Origin of the sequence: Kitasatospora sp. NPDC087861 (assembly GCF_044742585.1) — a bacterium.
Lineage (GTDB): Bacteria > Actinomycetota > Actinomycetes > Streptomycetales > Streptomycetaceae > Kitasatospora.
The window spans coordinates 32,469-46,884 of record NZ_JBIUUS010000029.1 but is presented as its reverse complement, the minus strand read 5'-3'; the positions used below and the strand labels follow the sequence as shown (position 1 = coordinate 46,884).

At 75.6% G+C, this 14,416-nt stretch carries 15 protein-coding genes; 5 read left to right on the top strand and 10 right to left on the bottom strand.

Features of this window, described 5'->3' with window-relative positions; translation table 11 throughout:
- Positions 1–28: 28 nt before the first annotated feature.
- The 3 genes from ACIOJE_RS31450 to ACIOJE_RS31440 all read right to left on the bottom strand — a co-directional run bounded on the left by ACIOJE_RS31450 (position 29) and on the right by ACIOJE_RS31440 (position 3,137).
- Positions 29–1,339, bottom strand: a complete 1,311-nt coding sequence (locus ACIOJE_RS31450) for an acyl-CoA dehydrogenase family protein (RefSeq protein WP_400780868.1) — start codon at positions 1,337–1,339, stop codon at positions 29–31.
- Positions 1,340–1,657: 318 nt separating this feature from the next.
- Positions 1,658–2,152: a hypothetical protein gene (locus ACIOJE_RS31445; protein WP_063350170.1), complete on the bottom strand. Its 495-nt coding sequence runs from the start codon at positions 2,150–2,152 to the stop codon at positions 1,658–1,660.
- A 721-nt stretch (positions 2,153–2,873) separates the two neighbouring features.
- On the bottom strand, positions 2,874–3,137 hold the full coding sequence (locus ACIOJE_RS31440; RefSeq protein WP_400676459.1) for a DUF397 domain-containing protein: 264 nt from the start codon (positions 3,135–3,137) through the stop codon (positions 2,874–2,876).
- A gap of 310 nt (positions 3,138–3,447) precedes the next feature.
- On the opposite strand from ACIOJE_RS31440, the gene ACIOJE_RS31435 reads away from it, so the two are divergent.
- Positions 3,448–3,984, top strand: coding sequence for a PTS fructose transporter subunit IIA (locus tag ACIOJE_RS31435; RefSeq protein ID WP_348534181.1), 537 nt, complete (start codon positions 3,448–3,450; stop codon positions 3,982–3,984).
- A gap of 119 nt (positions 3,985–4,103) precedes the next feature.
- On the opposite strand, the gene ACIOJE_RS31430 is transcribed toward ACIOJE_RS31435, so the two are convergent.
- The 3 genes from ACIOJE_RS31430 to ACIOJE_RS31420 form a co-directional block, all read right to left on the bottom strand.
- Positions 4,104–4,592, bottom strand: a complete 489-nt coding sequence (locus ACIOJE_RS31430; RefSeq protein ID WP_280685276.1) for an NUDIX domain-containing protein — start codon at positions 4,590–4,592, stop codon at positions 4,104–4,106.
- A 66-nt stretch (positions 4,593–4,658) separates the two neighbouring features.
- Complete coding sequence (locus tag ACIOJE_RS31425; RefSeq protein WP_400780864.1) at positions 4,659–5,168, bottom strand: sugar transferase; 510 nt, start codon at positions 5,166–5,168, stop codon at positions 4,659–4,661.
- Positions 5,169–5,453: 285 nt separating this feature from the next.
- Positions 5,454–5,726: a hypothetical protein gene (locus ACIOJE_RS31420; protein WP_063350167.1), complete on the bottom strand. Its 273-nt coding sequence runs from the start codon at positions 5,724–5,726 to the stop codon at positions 5,454–5,456.
- Positions 5,727–6,089: 363 nt separating this feature from the next.
- Between ACIOJE_RS31420 and ACIOJE_RS31415 the strand changes: the two genes are divergently transcribed.
- Complete coding sequence (locus tag ACIOJE_RS31415; protein ID WP_400780861.1) at positions 6,090–7,139, top strand: polysaccharide deacetylase family protein; 1,050 nt, start codon at positions 6,090–6,092, stop codon at positions 7,137–7,139.
- A gap of 396 nt (positions 7,140–7,535) precedes the next feature.
- Here ACIOJE_RS31415 and ACIOJE_RS31410 read toward each other — a convergent pair whose 3' ends face one another.
- Positions 7,536–7,691 (bottom strand): hypothetical protein, encoded by a 156-nt coding sequence (locus ACIOJE_RS31410; protein WP_400780859.1) that lies wholly within the window; start codon positions 7,689–7,691, stop codon positions 7,536–7,538.
- Entirely contained in the window at positions 7,688–8,473 is a 786-nt protein-coding gene (locus ACIOJE_RS31405; protein ID WP_400780857.1) for a glutamate racemase, read from the bottom strand. The genes ACIOJE_RS31410 and ACIOJE_RS31405 overlap by 4 nt, the downstream gene beginning before the upstream one ends.
- A 66-nt stretch (positions 8,474–8,539) precedes the next feature.
- On the opposite strand from ACIOJE_RS31405, the gene ACIOJE_RS31400 reads away from it, so the two are divergent.
- Entirely contained in the window at positions 8,540–9,679 is a 1,140-nt protein-coding gene (locus ACIOJE_RS31400) for a glycosyltransferase (RefSeq protein ID WP_400780917.1), read from the top strand.
- Between the two features lie 64 nt (positions 9,680–9,743).
- Positions 9,744–10,490 carry an SAM-dependent methyltransferase gene (locus ACIOJE_RS31395; RefSeq protein ID WP_400780854.1) on the top strand — a complete coding sequence of 249 codons (747 nt, stop codon included), beginning with the start codon at positions 9,744–9,746 and terminating at the stop codon, positions 10,488–10,490.
- A 106-nt stretch (positions 10,491–10,596) separates the two neighbouring features.
- Here the strand turns inward: ACIOJE_RS31395 and ACIOJE_RS31390 are convergent, their stop codons facing one another.
- Both ACIOJE_RS31390 and ACIOJE_RS31385 read right to left on the bottom strand, forming a co-directional pair.
- Complete coding sequence (locus ACIOJE_RS31390) at positions 10,597–11,271, bottom strand: thiol:disulfide interchange protein DsbA/DsbL (RefSeq protein WP_400780851.1); 675 nt, start codon at positions 11,269–11,271, stop codon at positions 10,597–10,599.
- A gap of 198 nt (positions 11,272–11,469) precedes the next feature.
- Positions 11,470–12,822 carry a glycosyltransferase family 4 protein gene (locus tag ACIOJE_RS31385; protein ID WP_400780849.1) on the bottom strand — a complete coding sequence of 451 codons (1,353 nt, stop codon included), beginning with the start codon at positions 12,820–12,822 and terminating at the stop codon, positions 11,470–11,472.
- Between the two features lie 371 nt (positions 12,823–13,193).
- Between ACIOJE_RS31385 and ACIOJE_RS31380 the strand changes: the two genes are divergently transcribed.
- Positions 13,194–14,324 carry a glycosyltransferase family 4 protein gene (locus ACIOJE_RS31380; RefSeq protein ID WP_280685267.1) on the top strand — a complete coding sequence of 377 codons (1,131 nt, stop codon included), beginning with the start codon at positions 13,194–13,196 and terminating at the stop codon, positions 14,322–14,324.
- Positions 14,325–14,416 lie beyond the last annotated feature (92 nt).

The window sequence follows — 14,416 nt, the reverse complement described above, 5'->3', positions numbered from 1 at the left end:
CTCAGGGCCCGGACCGGCCCTGGTCGCCCTACGGCCGGCCGCCGCGTTCCAGGGCGGCCCGGCCCGCGGCCTCCAGGACGGCCTCGTCCGGGGCGAGGTGCACCCGGCTGCTCAGCACGTCCCGCAGGTAGCGCTCCAGCGGGTGACGTCGGCTCAGGCCAGGATTGCCGGTGAGCGACACGGCCTGTTGGACGGCCGTCGTCGCGGCCCGGGTGGCCAGCAGGTGGGCCGGTCCGGTCCGGGCGACCGCGTCCGGCTCGCCCCGGTCCACCCGGGGGGCCAGCCCCTCGACCAGTTCCTCGGCGCCGATCAGCTGGGCCTCGATCTCGCCGAGGGCGCAGCGGTAGCGGGGCAGGGTGCCGAGCGGCTCGGTCAGATTGGCCGGAGTGCGCTGGTTGAGGAAGCGGACCAGCCAGGACTGGGCGGCGCGGGCGACTCCGATCGCCACCGCGGAGAGCGCCAGATCGTGCCAGGCGAGGGAGAGTTCGGCGGCCCCGGCCGCCGGGCCGGCGGAACCCGCCGCTCCACCGGGCGCGGTGAGGCCGAGCGCGAGATCGGCCGGTACCCGGACCTGCTCCAGCAGGACGTCGTGGCTGGCGCTGGCCCGCAGGCCGAGCTGGTCCCAGGTCGGGTCGATCTCCAGGCCCTCGCTCTCGCCGCGGACCAGGAAGGTCCCGACCCGCGGCTCCGGCTCGTCGGTCCGCGCGGTCACCGCCATCCAGGCCAGCGCCTCGGCGCCGGTGCAGTACGTCTTCCGGCCCGTCAGCAGCCAGCCGTCGCCGTCCCGTCGGGCCACCGTCCCGGGCAGCGCGCCGGGGCGGCCCCCGGGCTCCGCGCGCAGCGTGTTGACCAGGGCCGGTCCGCGCCGGGACTCGGTGAGCAGGCGCCGGTAGCCGGCCGTCGGCCAGGCGCCGCGGCGGCCCTGCTCGGCGTGCTGGAGCAGCGTGAAGGCGGTGACCACGGCCACCGAGGCATCCCCGCGCCCGAGTTGGGCCAGCACCCGGACGGTGTCGGCGAGCGTGCCGCCGGGGCCGCCGTACCGCTGGGAGACGGTCAGGGTGAGCAGGCCGGCCTCGTGCACCGCCTCGATGCCCTGGTACGGGAAGGTGGCGTCACGGTCGTGCTCCTCGGCGCGGGCGGAGAGCAGGTCGACCACCCGGGGCAGCCCGGCGAGGGCGTCGGCGACCGCCGAGCGGTCGGGCGCGGTGTGGCCGGAAGCGGTGTGGCCGGAAGCCGACGCCGCCCCGGTGGCCGAGGGCGGGGTGGCCGGTGGCTCGGTGGTCTGGGACGCGGCGGACGGGCGGTCCGCGGGCGAACGGTCGGCAGCGGTGGTCGTCATGGTGCTGGGGCCTCCGGGCGGCAGCGTGGGCTCGGCGAATGCGGGCGGCACGCCGGACGGGCGCGCGGTACCGGCTCGGCGGCTCCGGAGGTCGGTTCACGGCCCGCCCCCGGGTTCGGAGCCGGCCACGAACAACCGGCCGCCCGCCGCCTCGGGGACGAATCCCCTCAGTGGCCCGGACACACCGCGCTGGCGGTGCGCCGCAGGTCCAGGTAGCTGCGGCGGGTCAGCAGCGGGAGACGGCACGACATGTTCGCGACTGTACGAACCTGTGATCGAAGCCGTCAAGCAGCGTCCGGGCCCCGGTCGGGGCGCCGGTCAGCCCTGCTGGAACATGTCGGCCGGGAGCGGCTTCAACAGCTGATACAGGTCGTCCGAAATCGGTCGGTCCCAGGACGCGATGGTGACCTGGACGCCGTCGCTGCGCCCGAACTGCGCGCAGAACACCCGCTCCTCGCTGACCTTGACCTTCTTCACGATCAGCAGGTCGTCCCCGAGCATCACCGGGAAGTCCTCGGCCGAGACGAAGTCGACCGGCTCGTCGTTCTCCAGCGCCGCGAGCAGCTGCCGCACCTCGAAGGGCACGCTGTCGCCGGTCTCCCGGGCGGGCGAGCCCTCGGGGAGGTTGCCGATGAACATCGCCGGGCCTCTGCCGCCGAACAGGTCGTAGCGCAGGAAAATCCCCTGGCAGGAGCCGTCCGGGCCGGTCATCATGGCCGCACCGAAGTCGCCGGGCCAGTCGCCCGGGTCCATCGCGAGCACGTCGAAGTCCGGGCCGGCGGGCTGTCCGGAGCGACGGCGGAGAAAAGACATGGGAACATCGTACGTGTCCGGCACACCGCGCTCGCGAGGTGGGTGGGGCACCGGCGGGAGATCGACGCTCAGAGACCAATGTTGACTCTGAGCAACCGTCCGGGCTACGTTCGGTTCTGCACGACAGCCGTTCTGGGTTTCACCCTCCGGGGGGACGGCATGTCGCAACGCGGCCCTACACGCGTTTCCCTCACTGTGCACATTGTCGTGCCGAACTGCCGAGCACCCAGCTTCGTCGTCGCACACAGCACAGCACACAAGCCAACAGTTCCATGCACCACAAGCCAGATCCGCGGGGCCCCGGCCCGTCGCTCCCGTGGATCTTGCCCGGGACGCCGCCGCGTGGGGGCGTGCGGGTCCCGAGCAAACGGTGTCGTCGTCGAGTCGCTCTCGGCGTCGACGCCAGCCTCCCGGCGACTGCCGGCCCCTCGTGGGCCGGGACCGGCCGACGCACCCCCGGTGCGCAGGGGATGACTGGGAGGATGGCCTGGCAACGCTGCCGGGCCGCACAGCAGGCGCCGTGTCTGGCCGCGTGGGGGCGGTGGGCACGGCGTCTGCCTGTGCTCATACTCTGAGCTGCGTTTGTCTAACAGTCAACAGAAATTCTGACGGGGCACGCTCAATAGATCATCAGTTGTGATGTTCGGGGCCGAAATCGACCGCGGAGCGGGCCCCGTACCACTGGGGCCCGCTCCGCGGTCGTGCGACGATGGCTCGCGGCTCAGGTGAGGTCGAACTCGCCGTCCCGGGCGCCGAGCACGAAGGCCCGCCACTCCCCCGGCGTGAACACCAGGACCGGGCCGTCCTCCTGGCGACCGTCCCGCATCCCGATGTACCCGTCCACGAACGCGATCTGGACATCCCCGACGCCCTGGCTGCTGCACAGCCACTTCGCCCCGGTGAAGTCCACCTTCGGCTTCCCGCTCGGCGCCAGTTCAGGCTGTGCGCCGCCCGCTTCCACGTCGATCCCGCTGTTGACTGCCACTACCCGGTCTCCTCCCGACGGCGTTCCCGGCCCAGCCTAGCCACACCCGCCCGCCCCGGTCAGCGGGTTGACGAGGACTCCATCAGCCGGGCACCGACGCCGCCGCGGGCCCGCTCGACGCGTGTCCCGCCGGTCGGAGGCCGCAGGAGCTGCCAGAGTGCATGGCAGCGTGCGGGAACGCCTCCGCCGACCGTACGCGGGCCCTCGGCGGCCCGCACCGGCCCGCACCGGCCCGTGCCGACCCCGACCGCCGCTGCCCCGCCCACCGACCACCCGTCAACCGCCCACCACCGCCCACAGGGAGCAGCCGATGAGCCGCCGGGACGGCACCCGCGCCGATGTCATCCCCATCTCCGACGCGCCCTCGGCCCACCCCCCGGCGCCCCGCACGCCACCCGCGCCCGCCACCCTGCCCCGGCCGTCCTCCGGCCGGCCCGCCGCGCACGGCCGGGTCGGGGTCGTCCTGGTGTCGCACAGCCAGGAACTGGCCACCGCCGTCCGCACCCTGGCACTCGCACTGACCGGATCCGACTCCCCCGCCCCGATCGCCGCGACCGGCGGGGAGCCGGCCGGCCCGGGCATCAGCGCGGTGCTGGTGGCCGCCGCCACCCGCCGGGTCGACCAGGGCCACGGGGTGGTGGTGATCGCCGACCTGGGCAGCGCCGTCACCACCGTGCGCGCCCTGCTGTCCGACGCCGACGAGCACGGCCTCCCGTTCCCGGTCCGGTTCGCGAACGCGCCGTTCGTCGAGGGCGCGGTGGCCGCCGCCGCCACCGCCACCGCGGGTGGCGACCTCGCCGCCGTACTGGACGCCGCGGAGGAGGCCTACCGGCAGTACAAGGGCTGAGCGGGCCGTGCCACGGTTTCCGCCCACGCGGGGTGACCGGACGGCTACCATCGGCACAGGCCCGGGCTCCCGGCCCGCCCGGGGCGGGGAGGCGAGCATGCGGACGGTCCGTCACACGGTCAGGGGCGCTCCTTGCCCTCCCAGGCGAAGACCGCCGGGCCCTCGCACTCCAGTGCGTGGCGCAGCCGCTCGTGCTCGACCTCGATCATCGGCGGCAGCCCGTCCAGCGGGAACCAGCCGACCTCCAGCGACTCGTCGTCGTTCACCCTCGCCTCGCCGCCGACCGCCCGGCAGCGGAAGGTCAGCACCAGGTACTGCGTCACGTCGCCGTTCGGGTAGGTGACCTGCGGCGAGACGGTGGCCGAGACGAGCAGCTCGGGCACGACCACCACTCCGGTCTCCTCCAGGCACTCGCGCACCACGGCGTCGGCGGGCTGCTCACCGGGGTCGAGGATGCCGCCCACCGGTGCCCACCGCCCGTCGTCGGCCCGTCGGGCCAGCAGGACCCGGTCGTGGTCGTCCAGCACGACGGCGACGACGGCGCTCAGCCAGAGCGGACGGGTGCCCACCAGGGCGCGGAGTTCGGCGAGGAACGCGGGAATGGCCATGCGTCGCAGCCTATCGAGCCACCGGGGCGGGGCGGCGGGCCGGTGGCGGCCCGCGACCGCGCCGCCTCACCGCACGAGGTCCCCCTCCGGGCGCAGCAGGGCCAGGACGGTCAGCCCGAGGATCCTCAGGTCGAGCCGGAGCGAGCGGTGCTCCACGTACCAGAGGTCGAGTTCGGCCCCGTCGGGCCGGGCGAGCGGGCGGCGGGCCTGGAGTTGGGCCCAGCCGGTCAGACCGGGTCGGACGTCGAGCCGGCCGCGCTCGCGGCCGGAGTAGCGGACCACCTGGTCCGGGCGGGCGGGCCGGGGGCCGATCACCCCCATCTCGCCGCGGGCGACGTTCCACAGCCGGGGCAACTCGTCCAGGCCGGTCCGGCGGAGCAGGGTGCCGAGCCGTCCGCCGCGGCTGGTCCGGAAGCGGAGGATCTGGAACTCCCGGCCGTGCCGTCCGGTCCGAGTCAGCCGCAGGAGCACCGGGCCGCCCGCCGTGCAGCGGAGCAGGCCGGCGATGACCAGGGCCAGCGGGAGCGCGACGATCCCGGCCAGGGCGGCGAGGGCGAGGTCCCCGCCGCGTCTCATCTCGGTCCGCTGTCCGGTTCGGACACGACGCTGCCGCCCATCGCTCCCCCTCCGCGGCGCCGTCGAGCCGCAAGAACGCATTCACAGTATGAGGCGCCATGGAGCCGCCGCCCGGGAATGGTGAAAGAGGTGAGCAGAACATTGTCCGACAGGCCGAAATTCGGTCGATCTGACCAATATCGCTCGATCCGCCGCCCGGAATGCCGAGGGCAATCGAACTACAGCCGTCCGCCGAGGCGCTCGGGCCGTCAGGCGGGTGAGTCAGGCGGCCAGGCGGTCAGGCGGTCAGAGCGCCGCACCCCGGCGGTAGCGCAGCAGCCCGAACGCGATCCGGCCGAGCAGCAGCACGCCCGCGGCGAGGCAGCCGGCCACCGCCATCGCCCAGGCCGGACCGTCACTGTCCGGAACGATCACCGCCACCACGATGCCCAGCGCCAAGCAGGCCAAGCCCACCACGGCGAGCAGGAGCTGGTGGGTGACCAGGGCTCCACCGCTCCACGCGCGGGCCATCCGGGTCGCGCCGTGCAGGTGGAATGGATCACGGTCCGCATCTGCCATGAGCCCAAGGTACCCCCGACGGGCGCCGGCGGCAGCCCGCAGGGAGTGATCGTTCGGCCACCCGGCGCGACCGGCCCACAGCCCTCGCCGCGGGCCCCGCCGAAGCCCTTCCGATCCGGCCCCGGTCGTGCATTCCGGCTCCACAATCAGTCCACGAAAAATCCTCGTCCCCCCGGTACAACCATCCGCTCGGTGCAGCGGTCTCAATGGCATTGAGCGATCCAGGAGCCGTTCGCGGGAAGGGTGCGAGCCCCCACCGCGGACCGGAATACCCAGGGGCCGGAGCCGCCGCCCCCTGGAGTCGGAGGCCGGGCTCCGTCCTCCGGCGGTACCGCCACGCCGCTCGGCGACCGAGGGGGAACCGTGCCGCAGTCCCAGTCCACCACGTCGATCTCCATGGCCCCCACCAGGCCCGCCGCGGTCGTCAGCACGCTGACGTCGGCCACCGGCCGCCGCCGCCCGCCCGCCGAGAGGGGCCGGCCCTCCCCCGAGCCGGGTCGGCCGGACGCGCGGGGCGAATGGCTGCGGTTCGCCCCCGTCCAGCCGCTGTTCCGCGCCCGCGCCGCACAGCGCCTCGCCGTGCTCGCCTACCACGGCGTCACCGACCACCGGTCCTTCGGCGCCCAGCTCGACCGGCTGCGAAGACTGGCCACCCCGGTCTCGCTCACGGCCGTCCTGCAGGCCGTCACCGAACAGCGGCCCCTGCCGCCCCGCAGCGTCCTGGTCACCTTCGACGACGCCGACCGCAGCGTCCTCACCCACGCCCTGCCCGCCCTCGACGCCCGCGGCATCCCAGCCACCGCGTTCGTCATCTCCGAACTCATCGGCACCGAGCGCCCCTTCTGGTGGCACGAGGCCGACTTCCTCGCCCGGCACGGCGGCCGCGCCCGCTCGCTCGACTGCGGGCACCCCTCGCAGCTGCTCCCCCGGCTCAAGGCCATGCCCGACCCCGACCGGCGGCGCAGCCTGCACGAGCTACGGGTCAGCGCCGACCGCCGGCCGCCCCGCCAGGAACAGCTCACCCCCGCCGACCTGCTCGCCCTGCGCGACGGCGGCGTCGCCATCGGCAACCACACCCAGGGGCACCCCTGTCTCGGCCGCTGCGACGACGCCACCGTCCGGGCCGAGATCACCGGCGCCCACGAGGCCCTCACCCGCTGGCTCGGCGAACCCCCCATCGCCTTCGCCTACCCCGACGGCGGGCACGACCCGCGGGCTGAAACCGTCCTGCAGGAGCTGGGCTACCGTCTCGGCTTCCTCTCCGACCACCGGCTCGGCCCGCGCATACCCTCGCACCCCCTCCAGATCAGCCGGCTCCAGGTCGACTCCACCACCAGCACCCGGCGCTTCGACACCATCCTCTCCGGCCTGGAACCCGCCTACCGCCGCTGGCGCCGCCAGGCCGTCGCCTGACCGTCGCCTGACCGGCCGCGCCCGGTACGCGGGAAGTCGGCGGGGCCGACTTCCCGCTCCGGCGGGCTTCGGGGGGCCAATCTGAGCCCCACGGCCACCCAGGCCGAGGGGCCAAGATGTGCCCTGCAGTACCAGGTATGGCTGGTACGGCCGGGACACCCCGGGGATGACGGTCAGGAGCGAAACCTGGCCCAACGGCGTGCCGCACAACCTGCGGCCTTCTTCGCCCTGGCCCGACCATCGGGGATCGGGGATCGGGGATCGGGGGCAAAAGATCTTCCTGCCGCACACCCGGACGCCTCCGATGGCAGCCAGCGGGTAAAAGTTAGTCCCACGGCATCCGGGCGCGACTCCTGCGCCGGCAGGAGGCGGGAGCGGTGAGCGCGGTGAGCCCGGTCAGCGGGCGCCGAGGGCCGGAGCGGGCGTGGGGCCGACGGCCGCGAGCAGACCGATGCCCCGGCACCGCAGTCCGCGGTGGCCCGGGCCGCCGCAGGGCTCGGCGAGCATGCCGTCGATCACTGCGAGGTCCCCGGCGACGGCGCTGCCGGTCACGCCGACAGCGGGCTGCGCGTCAAAGCGGCGAGGGCCTGCCCCTCGGGGTAGAGCAGCGCGGCCGCGGGGAGGGCGGCGGGGGTGCCGGCGTGGAGCACGGTGAGGGTGCCGGCGCCGGTGCGGGTGGGGTCGGCGACGCGGCGCAGGGCCTGGGCGGCGACGGCGTCGGCGGAGCCGTGCAGGGTGAGCGCCGGGGAGGCGGTGGGGGCGACGGCGGCGCGGATGCGGTCGGCGACGAGTTCGTAGTGCGTGCAGCCGAGCACGATCGCGGCGGTGCCGGCCGGTGTGCGGGCGGCGGCGGCGGCGATGGCGGCGGTGATGGCCGCGTCGTCGCCGTGCTCGACGGCGTCCGCGAGGCCGGGGCAGGCGACCTCGGTCACGTCCGCCGGGCCGCCGAAGTCTCGGATCAGGCCGCGCTGGTAGGCGCTGCCGGTGGTGGCCGGGGTGGCCCAGATGGCGACCGGGCCGCCGAGGGCGGCGGCCGGCTTGATGGCCGGGACGGTGCCGATGACGGGCAGCCCGGGCTCGAACTCGGTGCGGAGGGTGGCGAGCGCGTGCACGGAGGCAGTGTTGCAGGCGATGACCAGCGCGTCCGGTTCGAGCGCCGCGGCGGCGAGCACGCAGCCGCGGGCGAGGTCGGTGACCTCTTCGGGCGTGCGCGGCCCCCAGGGCATCGAGGCCGGGTCGGAGGAGAGCACCAGATCGGCGTCCGGGCGCACCTTCCGAAGGGCGACGGCGGCAGCCAGCAGGCCGATTCCGGAGTCCATCAGTGCGATCTTCACGGGGCAAGACTTTAGTCGATCCGCCCGATCGGGCCTGTTCTGCGGCAGACTGCCGGGGTGACCGTCCTGCTGTGGATCGCCGCGTCCTCCCTGCTGGTCTGGCTCTGGTTGGCGTGCTGCCACGGGCTGTTCTGGCGCACCGATGTGCGGCTGCCGCCGCGCCGTCCGCCGACTCGCTGGCCGCAGGCGGCGGTGGTGGTACCGGCCCGGGACGAGGCGCAGGTGCTGCCGGTGAGCCTGCCGACGCTGCTGGCGCAGAAGTACCCGGGGCGAGCGCGGGTGATCCTGGTGGACGACCACAGTTCGGACGGCACGGGCGCGCTGGCGGCGGAGCTGCGGACGATGGACGGGCTGGAGCTGACCGTCACCACGCCTCCCCCACTGCCGCCGGGATGGACGGGCAAGCTGTGGGCGCTGCGGCACGGGGTGGAGCTGGCCGGTCCGGACGTCGAGTACCTGCTGCTGACGGACGCGGACATCGCGCACGGGCCGGACTCGCTCGCGGAGCTGGTGGCGGCGGCGGAGTCCAACGGGCTGGACCTGGTGTCGCAGATGGCCCGGCTGCGGGTGGAGACCGGCTGGGAGCGGCTGATCGTGCCGGCCTTCGTCTACTTCTTCGCGCAGCTGTACCCGTTCCGCCGGAGCAACCGGCCCGGTGGCCGGACGGCGGCCGCGGCGGGCGGCTGTTCGCTGGTGCGGCGGGAGGCGCTGGAGCGGGCGGGCGGGGTGGCCGCGATCCGGGGCGCGGTGATCGACGACGTCTCGCTGGCCCGGGCGGTGAAGTCCTCGGGCGGGCGGACCTGGCTGGGGCTGGCCGGGGAGGTGGACAGCGTCCGTCCGTACCCGCGCCTGGAGCAGTTGTGGCGGATGGTGTCGCGCAGCGCGTACGCCCAGTTGCGGCATTCGCCGCTGCTGCTGCTCGGGACGGTGCTGGGGCTGGCGCTGGTGTACCTGGTGCCGCCGGTGACGACGGTGGCCGGACTGGTCGCGGGGGTGCCCGCGGCGGCGGCGGTGGGCGGGGCGGCCTGGGCGCTGATGGCGGGCACGTACCTGCCGATGGTGCGGTACTACCGGCAGCCCGCGCCGGCCGTGCTGCTGCTGCCCTTCACGGCCGGGCTGTACCTGCTGATGACGGTGGACTCGGCGGTGCAGCACTGGCGCGGCCGGGGCGCGGCGTGGAAGGGCCGGACGTACTCGCGGGCGTGAGGGTCCCGGGCCCTGAAGGCCTGATTCGCGGGCGCGGCAGGCCTGGTGGCTCCATACTGCTCGGATGGACCGACAGCTGATCTCCCGCCTCGCCCATGCCCACCACCCGATCGCCGCGCCGCTCACGGACGAGTCGGTGGCCCGGCTGCTGGACCGCGCGACCGCCGGGACGGACGCCGGCCTCGCGCTGGACCTCGGCTGCGGCGAAGGGGCGTGGCTGGTCCGGGCACTGGCGGCGCGCCCGCACTGGCGGGCGGTGGGAGTGGACCTCGACGCGGCCGCGCTGACCCTGGCCAGGGAGTCGGCCGAGGCGCTCGGGGTGGTCCGCCGGATCGGCCTGCACCACGTGGACGCCCGGGAGTTCAGCTCCGCCGAGCCCTTCGACCTGGTGCTGTGCGTGGGCGCCACCCACGCCTTCGGCGGGCTGCTGCCCACGCTGGCGGCGGCCCGCGAGCACCTGGCCCCGGGCGGCCGGGTGCTGGTCGGCGAGGGCTTCTGGGAGCGGGAGCCGTCCCAGGCCGCGCTGGACGGGCTGGGCGTGGCCCGGGACGACTACGCGGACCTGGCGACCACCACGGACCGGGTGATGGCGGAGGGCTGGACGCCGGTGTCCGGGTACGTGAGCAGCCCGCAGGAGTGGGACGACTACGAGTTCGCCTGGACGGGCACGCTGGCCGCGTGGGCGTTGGACCACCCGGACCACCCGGACGCGGCGCCCGCCCAGGAGGCGGCGGACCGGCACCGGCAGGAATGGCTGCACGGCTACCGGGGGACGTTCGGCTTCGTCACGTACCTGCTGCGCCAGGACTGAACCACCGGCCGGAGCGCGCCACTTCCGTGTGCGGCGCGCTCCGGCCGGTGCGCACGACCGACGGGCAGGACCGGCGCCAGGTCACCGCCCAGGCGGGCGGCGGGCGTCAGTTCCCGCGCAGCTGCTCCTGCTGGACCAGGTAGTCCAGCACCGCGGGCATCTCCTCGACGCCGCCGGCCTTGGTCGGCGAGGTCCGGTACTCGCCCTGGACGACCACCGTCGGCAGCTCGTTGACGCCGTAGCGGACGAACTCGGCGGCGGCCCCGTCGACCGACCGCGCCACGCCGGGGGAACGGTACGCCTGACGGAAGAGCTGGGCGTCCGCGCCGTGTCGCACCGCCCAGTCGGTCGCGGTGGCCTCGGTGGTGAGGTCGGCCTTCTCGGTGTGAACCGAGCGGAAGGCGCTGGTCTGCAGGCGCTCGACCAGGCCCAGGCGCTCCAGCGTGAAGTACAGGCGCGCGTGGCCGCGCTGCACGCCCTCATCCTGGCTGTTGGGCCAGATCGCCGGGACACGCCGCAGGGCGACGTCCGCACGGTGCTTCGAGGCCCAGGCCTGCAGGGGCTGTTCGAGTTGCTGGGAGTGACCGCAGTCGTACCAGAAGAACTCGACCGCCTCGGTGCGGGCGCTCTCGCGCACCGGCTGGGGATGGTCGAGCTTGACGAACTGGGCACCCTCGGACGGGGATTGGTGGGTCACTGCGCCGGCCTGGACGGGGGATACGGCGATCCCGGCGGCGACGACGAACAGGACGGTGGAGCGCAGCAGCGACTTCGAGTTCACACCGCGCAGTGTGCTGGTGACGGTTCGTTACCGTCGAGTCGGCCCGAGCGGGCAGGCCCGGATTCGCCCGATCGGCGCAGCCGGGCCGTCTTCCGGACCGTCCGGGCTGTCCGGGCTGTCCGGGCCGCCACGATGGTCCTGCTGGTCGGGGCCGCGACGCCGCCGGAGCCGCCCGGGCCGCCGAGGCCACCGGGCCCGTCACGGGCCGGGGCGCGCCCCCGCCCCGCCGCCCGCCCACACCTCGGCGACCAGCCGCTGCCAGGCGTCCACCACGGCGCCGAGTTCGAAGTGCTCCAGCGCGTGCGCCCGGGCGGCCGCGCCGAGGCCCGCGCGGTTGCACGCCAGCACCTTGGCCAGCGCCTCGGCGAGGGCGAGCGGGTCCCCCGGCGCGACGAGCGCGCCGGTGGCGCCGTCCCGGACCACCTCGCGCACCCATCCGACGTCGGTGGCGACGGCGGGCACGCCGGCCAGTGCCGCCTCGATCAGCGCGCCGGGCACGCCCTCGCTGTCGCTGGTGAGCAGCAGCGCGTCGGCGGCCCGGTAGAGCGGCGCCGGGTCGGGCAGGGCGCCGAGGAAGTGGGCGCGGGCGGCGGCCGGGTGGCGGGCCAGCGTCTCGCGCAGCGGACCGTCCCCGGCGACGGCGAGTCGGACGTCGGGCAGGCGGTCGAGCACGTCGAGGGCGAGGTCGAGCCGTTTCTCGGGGGCGATCGCGCCGATCCAGGCGACCAGCAGCACGTCCGCGGGCAGGCCGAGCGCGTGCCGGGCGGCACGCCGGTCGGCTCGGCCGTCGGCGGGCGGATAGCTCTCGGCGGCGCGGGAGTTGGGGATCACGTGCACCTTGCCGTCGGGCAGCCGGAACTGCTCCTCCAGGACGGTGCGGGCCTCGGTGGTGAGCGTGGTGACGGCGGCCGCGCGGTGCATCAGCGCGCCGCCGCGCACCCGGCGCAGCCGGTTCGCGGTCCAGTAGCGGGGGTGGCCGACGGAGACGTAGACGAAGGGGGTACGGGTACCGGCCAGGGCGAGGGCGCAGGCCGCCAGGGTGTCCGAACCGTGGGCGAGCACCACGTCGGCGGCGCGGGCGGTGGCGCGCAGCGCCCGCAGGGTGCCGGGGTGCAGGCGGCCGGAGCCGAGGACGGCGGCGGCGTGCAGGCCCGCCGCGTCGGCGTACGTGTCGGGGCGTAAGTCGTACGTGTCGGGGCGCGCGTCGTACGTGTCGGGGCGCGCGTCGTACGTGTCGGGGCGCGCGTCGTACGCGTCGGGGCGTACGTCGTGCGCGGTGGGGCGTACGTCGTGCGCGGTGGGGTGAGCGCCGTGCGCCCCGGTGCACTCCCCGGTGCAGGCCTCGGTCCGGGGCCCGGGGAGGGCCGGCCCGGCGGGCCTCGGGGCCGGGTGCGGGGCGAGGGCGCACAGGGCGGAGGCCTGGCCCCGGCGGCGCAGTTCCCGGTGGAGGTCACGGGCGAAGTTCTGGGCGCCGCCGCGACGTGGCTCGCTGATCAGGTGCAGGACGCGGGGGCGGGTTCCGGCCGGGTCGGCCGACGTATCGTCGGGCATGGACCGACCTTGGCACAGTGCTCCGCGCCGTACAGCCCCTTCGCGCAACCTGGTGGTGGTCCGTGCGACCACGCGAATACACCTGGTGTGCGCGGGTCGGCCGCAGCCGCGCGCCGGTTGCCCCCGTCGTGCGCCCTGTCCCGCCCCCTCCCGCCCTGCCGCACCCCGCCTCGCCCCCGCTCGCCTCGCCGTACCCCCCACTCGCCCCGCCCCGCCCCGCGATCCGCCCCTGGCCGCCGCCCGGGGTCCGCGGACGAACCGCTGGCGGGCCCGCCGACCACCTGCGATGCTGATCACCAGTCAGGGGGCGTCCGGCACGGGAGAACGGGCGCGCCCGCAGCGGGCGGGGGTGGCCGGTGCAGGTGCTTCTGGTGGTCGACAGCGTGAACCGGATCGGCGGGGCGGAGCGTGCCCTGGTCGCGATGGCCCCTCAACTGGTCCGGGCCGGCGTCACGTTGGACGTCGCCTACCTGTACGACTCCCCCGGCGGCTGGCAGCCGGAACTGACCGCGGCGGGCGCCGCCGTGTTCGGGATCGGCCGGCCCACCCGGGCCGGGACGGCCGCCGCGCTGCGCCGGCTGATCCGCGAGCGCCGGCCCGACCTCGTCCACACCGCCCGCCCCGCCTCGGACGTGCTCGGCCGGGCGGCCGCCCTCGCCGCCCGCACCCCGGTGGTCTCCAGCCTGCTCGACCCGGCCTACGGACCGGAGCAGTCGGCCGCGCACGGCGCGAGCCCCTGGCGGATGCGCACCGCGCAGGCCCTGGACGCGGCCACCGCCCAAGGCGCCCGCCGCTTCCACGCACTCACCCGGCACGTCGCCACCACGATGGCGCGGCGGCTGCGGGTGCCCCGGCAGCGGATCGACGTGGTGCCGCGCGGGCTCGACCCGGAGCTGCTGGGCACGGCCACCCCGGAGCGGCGGGCCACCGTACGCGGTGCGCTGGAGCTGGCGCCGGACGTGCCGGTGGTGCTGGCCGCCGGCTGCCAGCAGTACCGGAAGGGCCTGGACGTCCTGCTGGCGGCCTGGCCGGCGGTCCGGCGCGCACAGCCGGGGGCCGTGCTGCTGCTGGCCGGCGCGGCGGGCCCGCAGAGCGGGCGGCTGCGGGCGCTCGCCGAGTCCGCCGGGAGCGTCCGCCTGCTCGGGCCGCGCGAGGACGTGGCCGACCTGATGGCCGCCGCCGACGCGGTCGCCGTACCGTCCCGCTGGGCCGGCCAGGGCGGCACCGCGATCGAGGCGATGGGCGTCGGGGTACCGCTGGTCTGCACGGACGTGCCGGCGCTGCGCGAGACGGTCGGTTCGGAGGACTACGCCCGGCTGGTGGCACCGGAGCGGCCGACCGAACTCGCGGCGGCGGTCCTCGACACGCTGGACGACCGGGCGGCGGCGCGGGTGCGGGCGAAGGCCGCGCGGGCGCGCTTCCTGACCTCGTTCACGCTGCCTCAGGTGTCGGCGCACATGGTCGAGTTCTACGAGCGCGCGCTGCGGGTGCGGCCGCTCTGACCCTCCCGGGGTTTCCGCCGGGGGTGCTACCGGAGCGCGTACGGCAGCCGGATCGACCCGTACGCGGAGCGTCCGGGCGCCGCCCGGACCTG

Excerpts from the sequence above, each read along its gene's own strand:
- ACIOJE_RS31450 (WP_400780868.1), bottom strand. The coding sequence starts at position 1,339 with ATGACGACCACCGCTGCCGACCGTTCGCCCGCGGACCGCCCGTCCGCC.
- ACIOJE_RS31445 (WP_063350170.1), bottom strand. The coding sequence starts at position 2,152 with ATGTCTTTTCTCCGCCGTCGCTCCGGACAGCCCGCCGGCCCGGACTTC.
- ACIOJE_RS31435 (WP_348534181.1), top strand. The coding sequence starts at position 3,448 with ATGAGCCGCCGGGACGGCACCCGCGCCGATGTCATCCCCATCTCCGAC.
- ACIOJE_RS31430 (WP_280685276.1), bottom strand. The coding sequence starts at position 4,592 with ATGGCCATTCCCGCGTTCCTCGCCGAACTCCGCGCCCTGGTGGGCACC.
- ACIOJE_RS31425 (WP_400780864.1), bottom strand. The coding sequence starts at position 5,168 with ATGAGACGCGGCGGGGACCTCGCCCTCGCCGCCCTGGCCGGGATCGTC.
- ACIOJE_RS31420 (WP_063350167.1), bottom strand. The coding sequence starts at position 5,726 with ATGGCAGATGCGGACCGTGATCCATTCCACCTGCACGGCGCGACCCGG.
- ACIOJE_RS31395 (WP_400780854.1), top strand. The coding sequence starts at position 9,744 with ATGGACCGACAGCTGATCTCCCGCCTCGCCCATGCCCACCACCCGATC.
- ACIOJE_RS31385 (WP_400780849.1), bottom strand. The coding sequence starts at position 12,822 with ATGCCCGACGATACGTCGGCCGACCCGGCCGGAACCCGCCCCCGCGTC.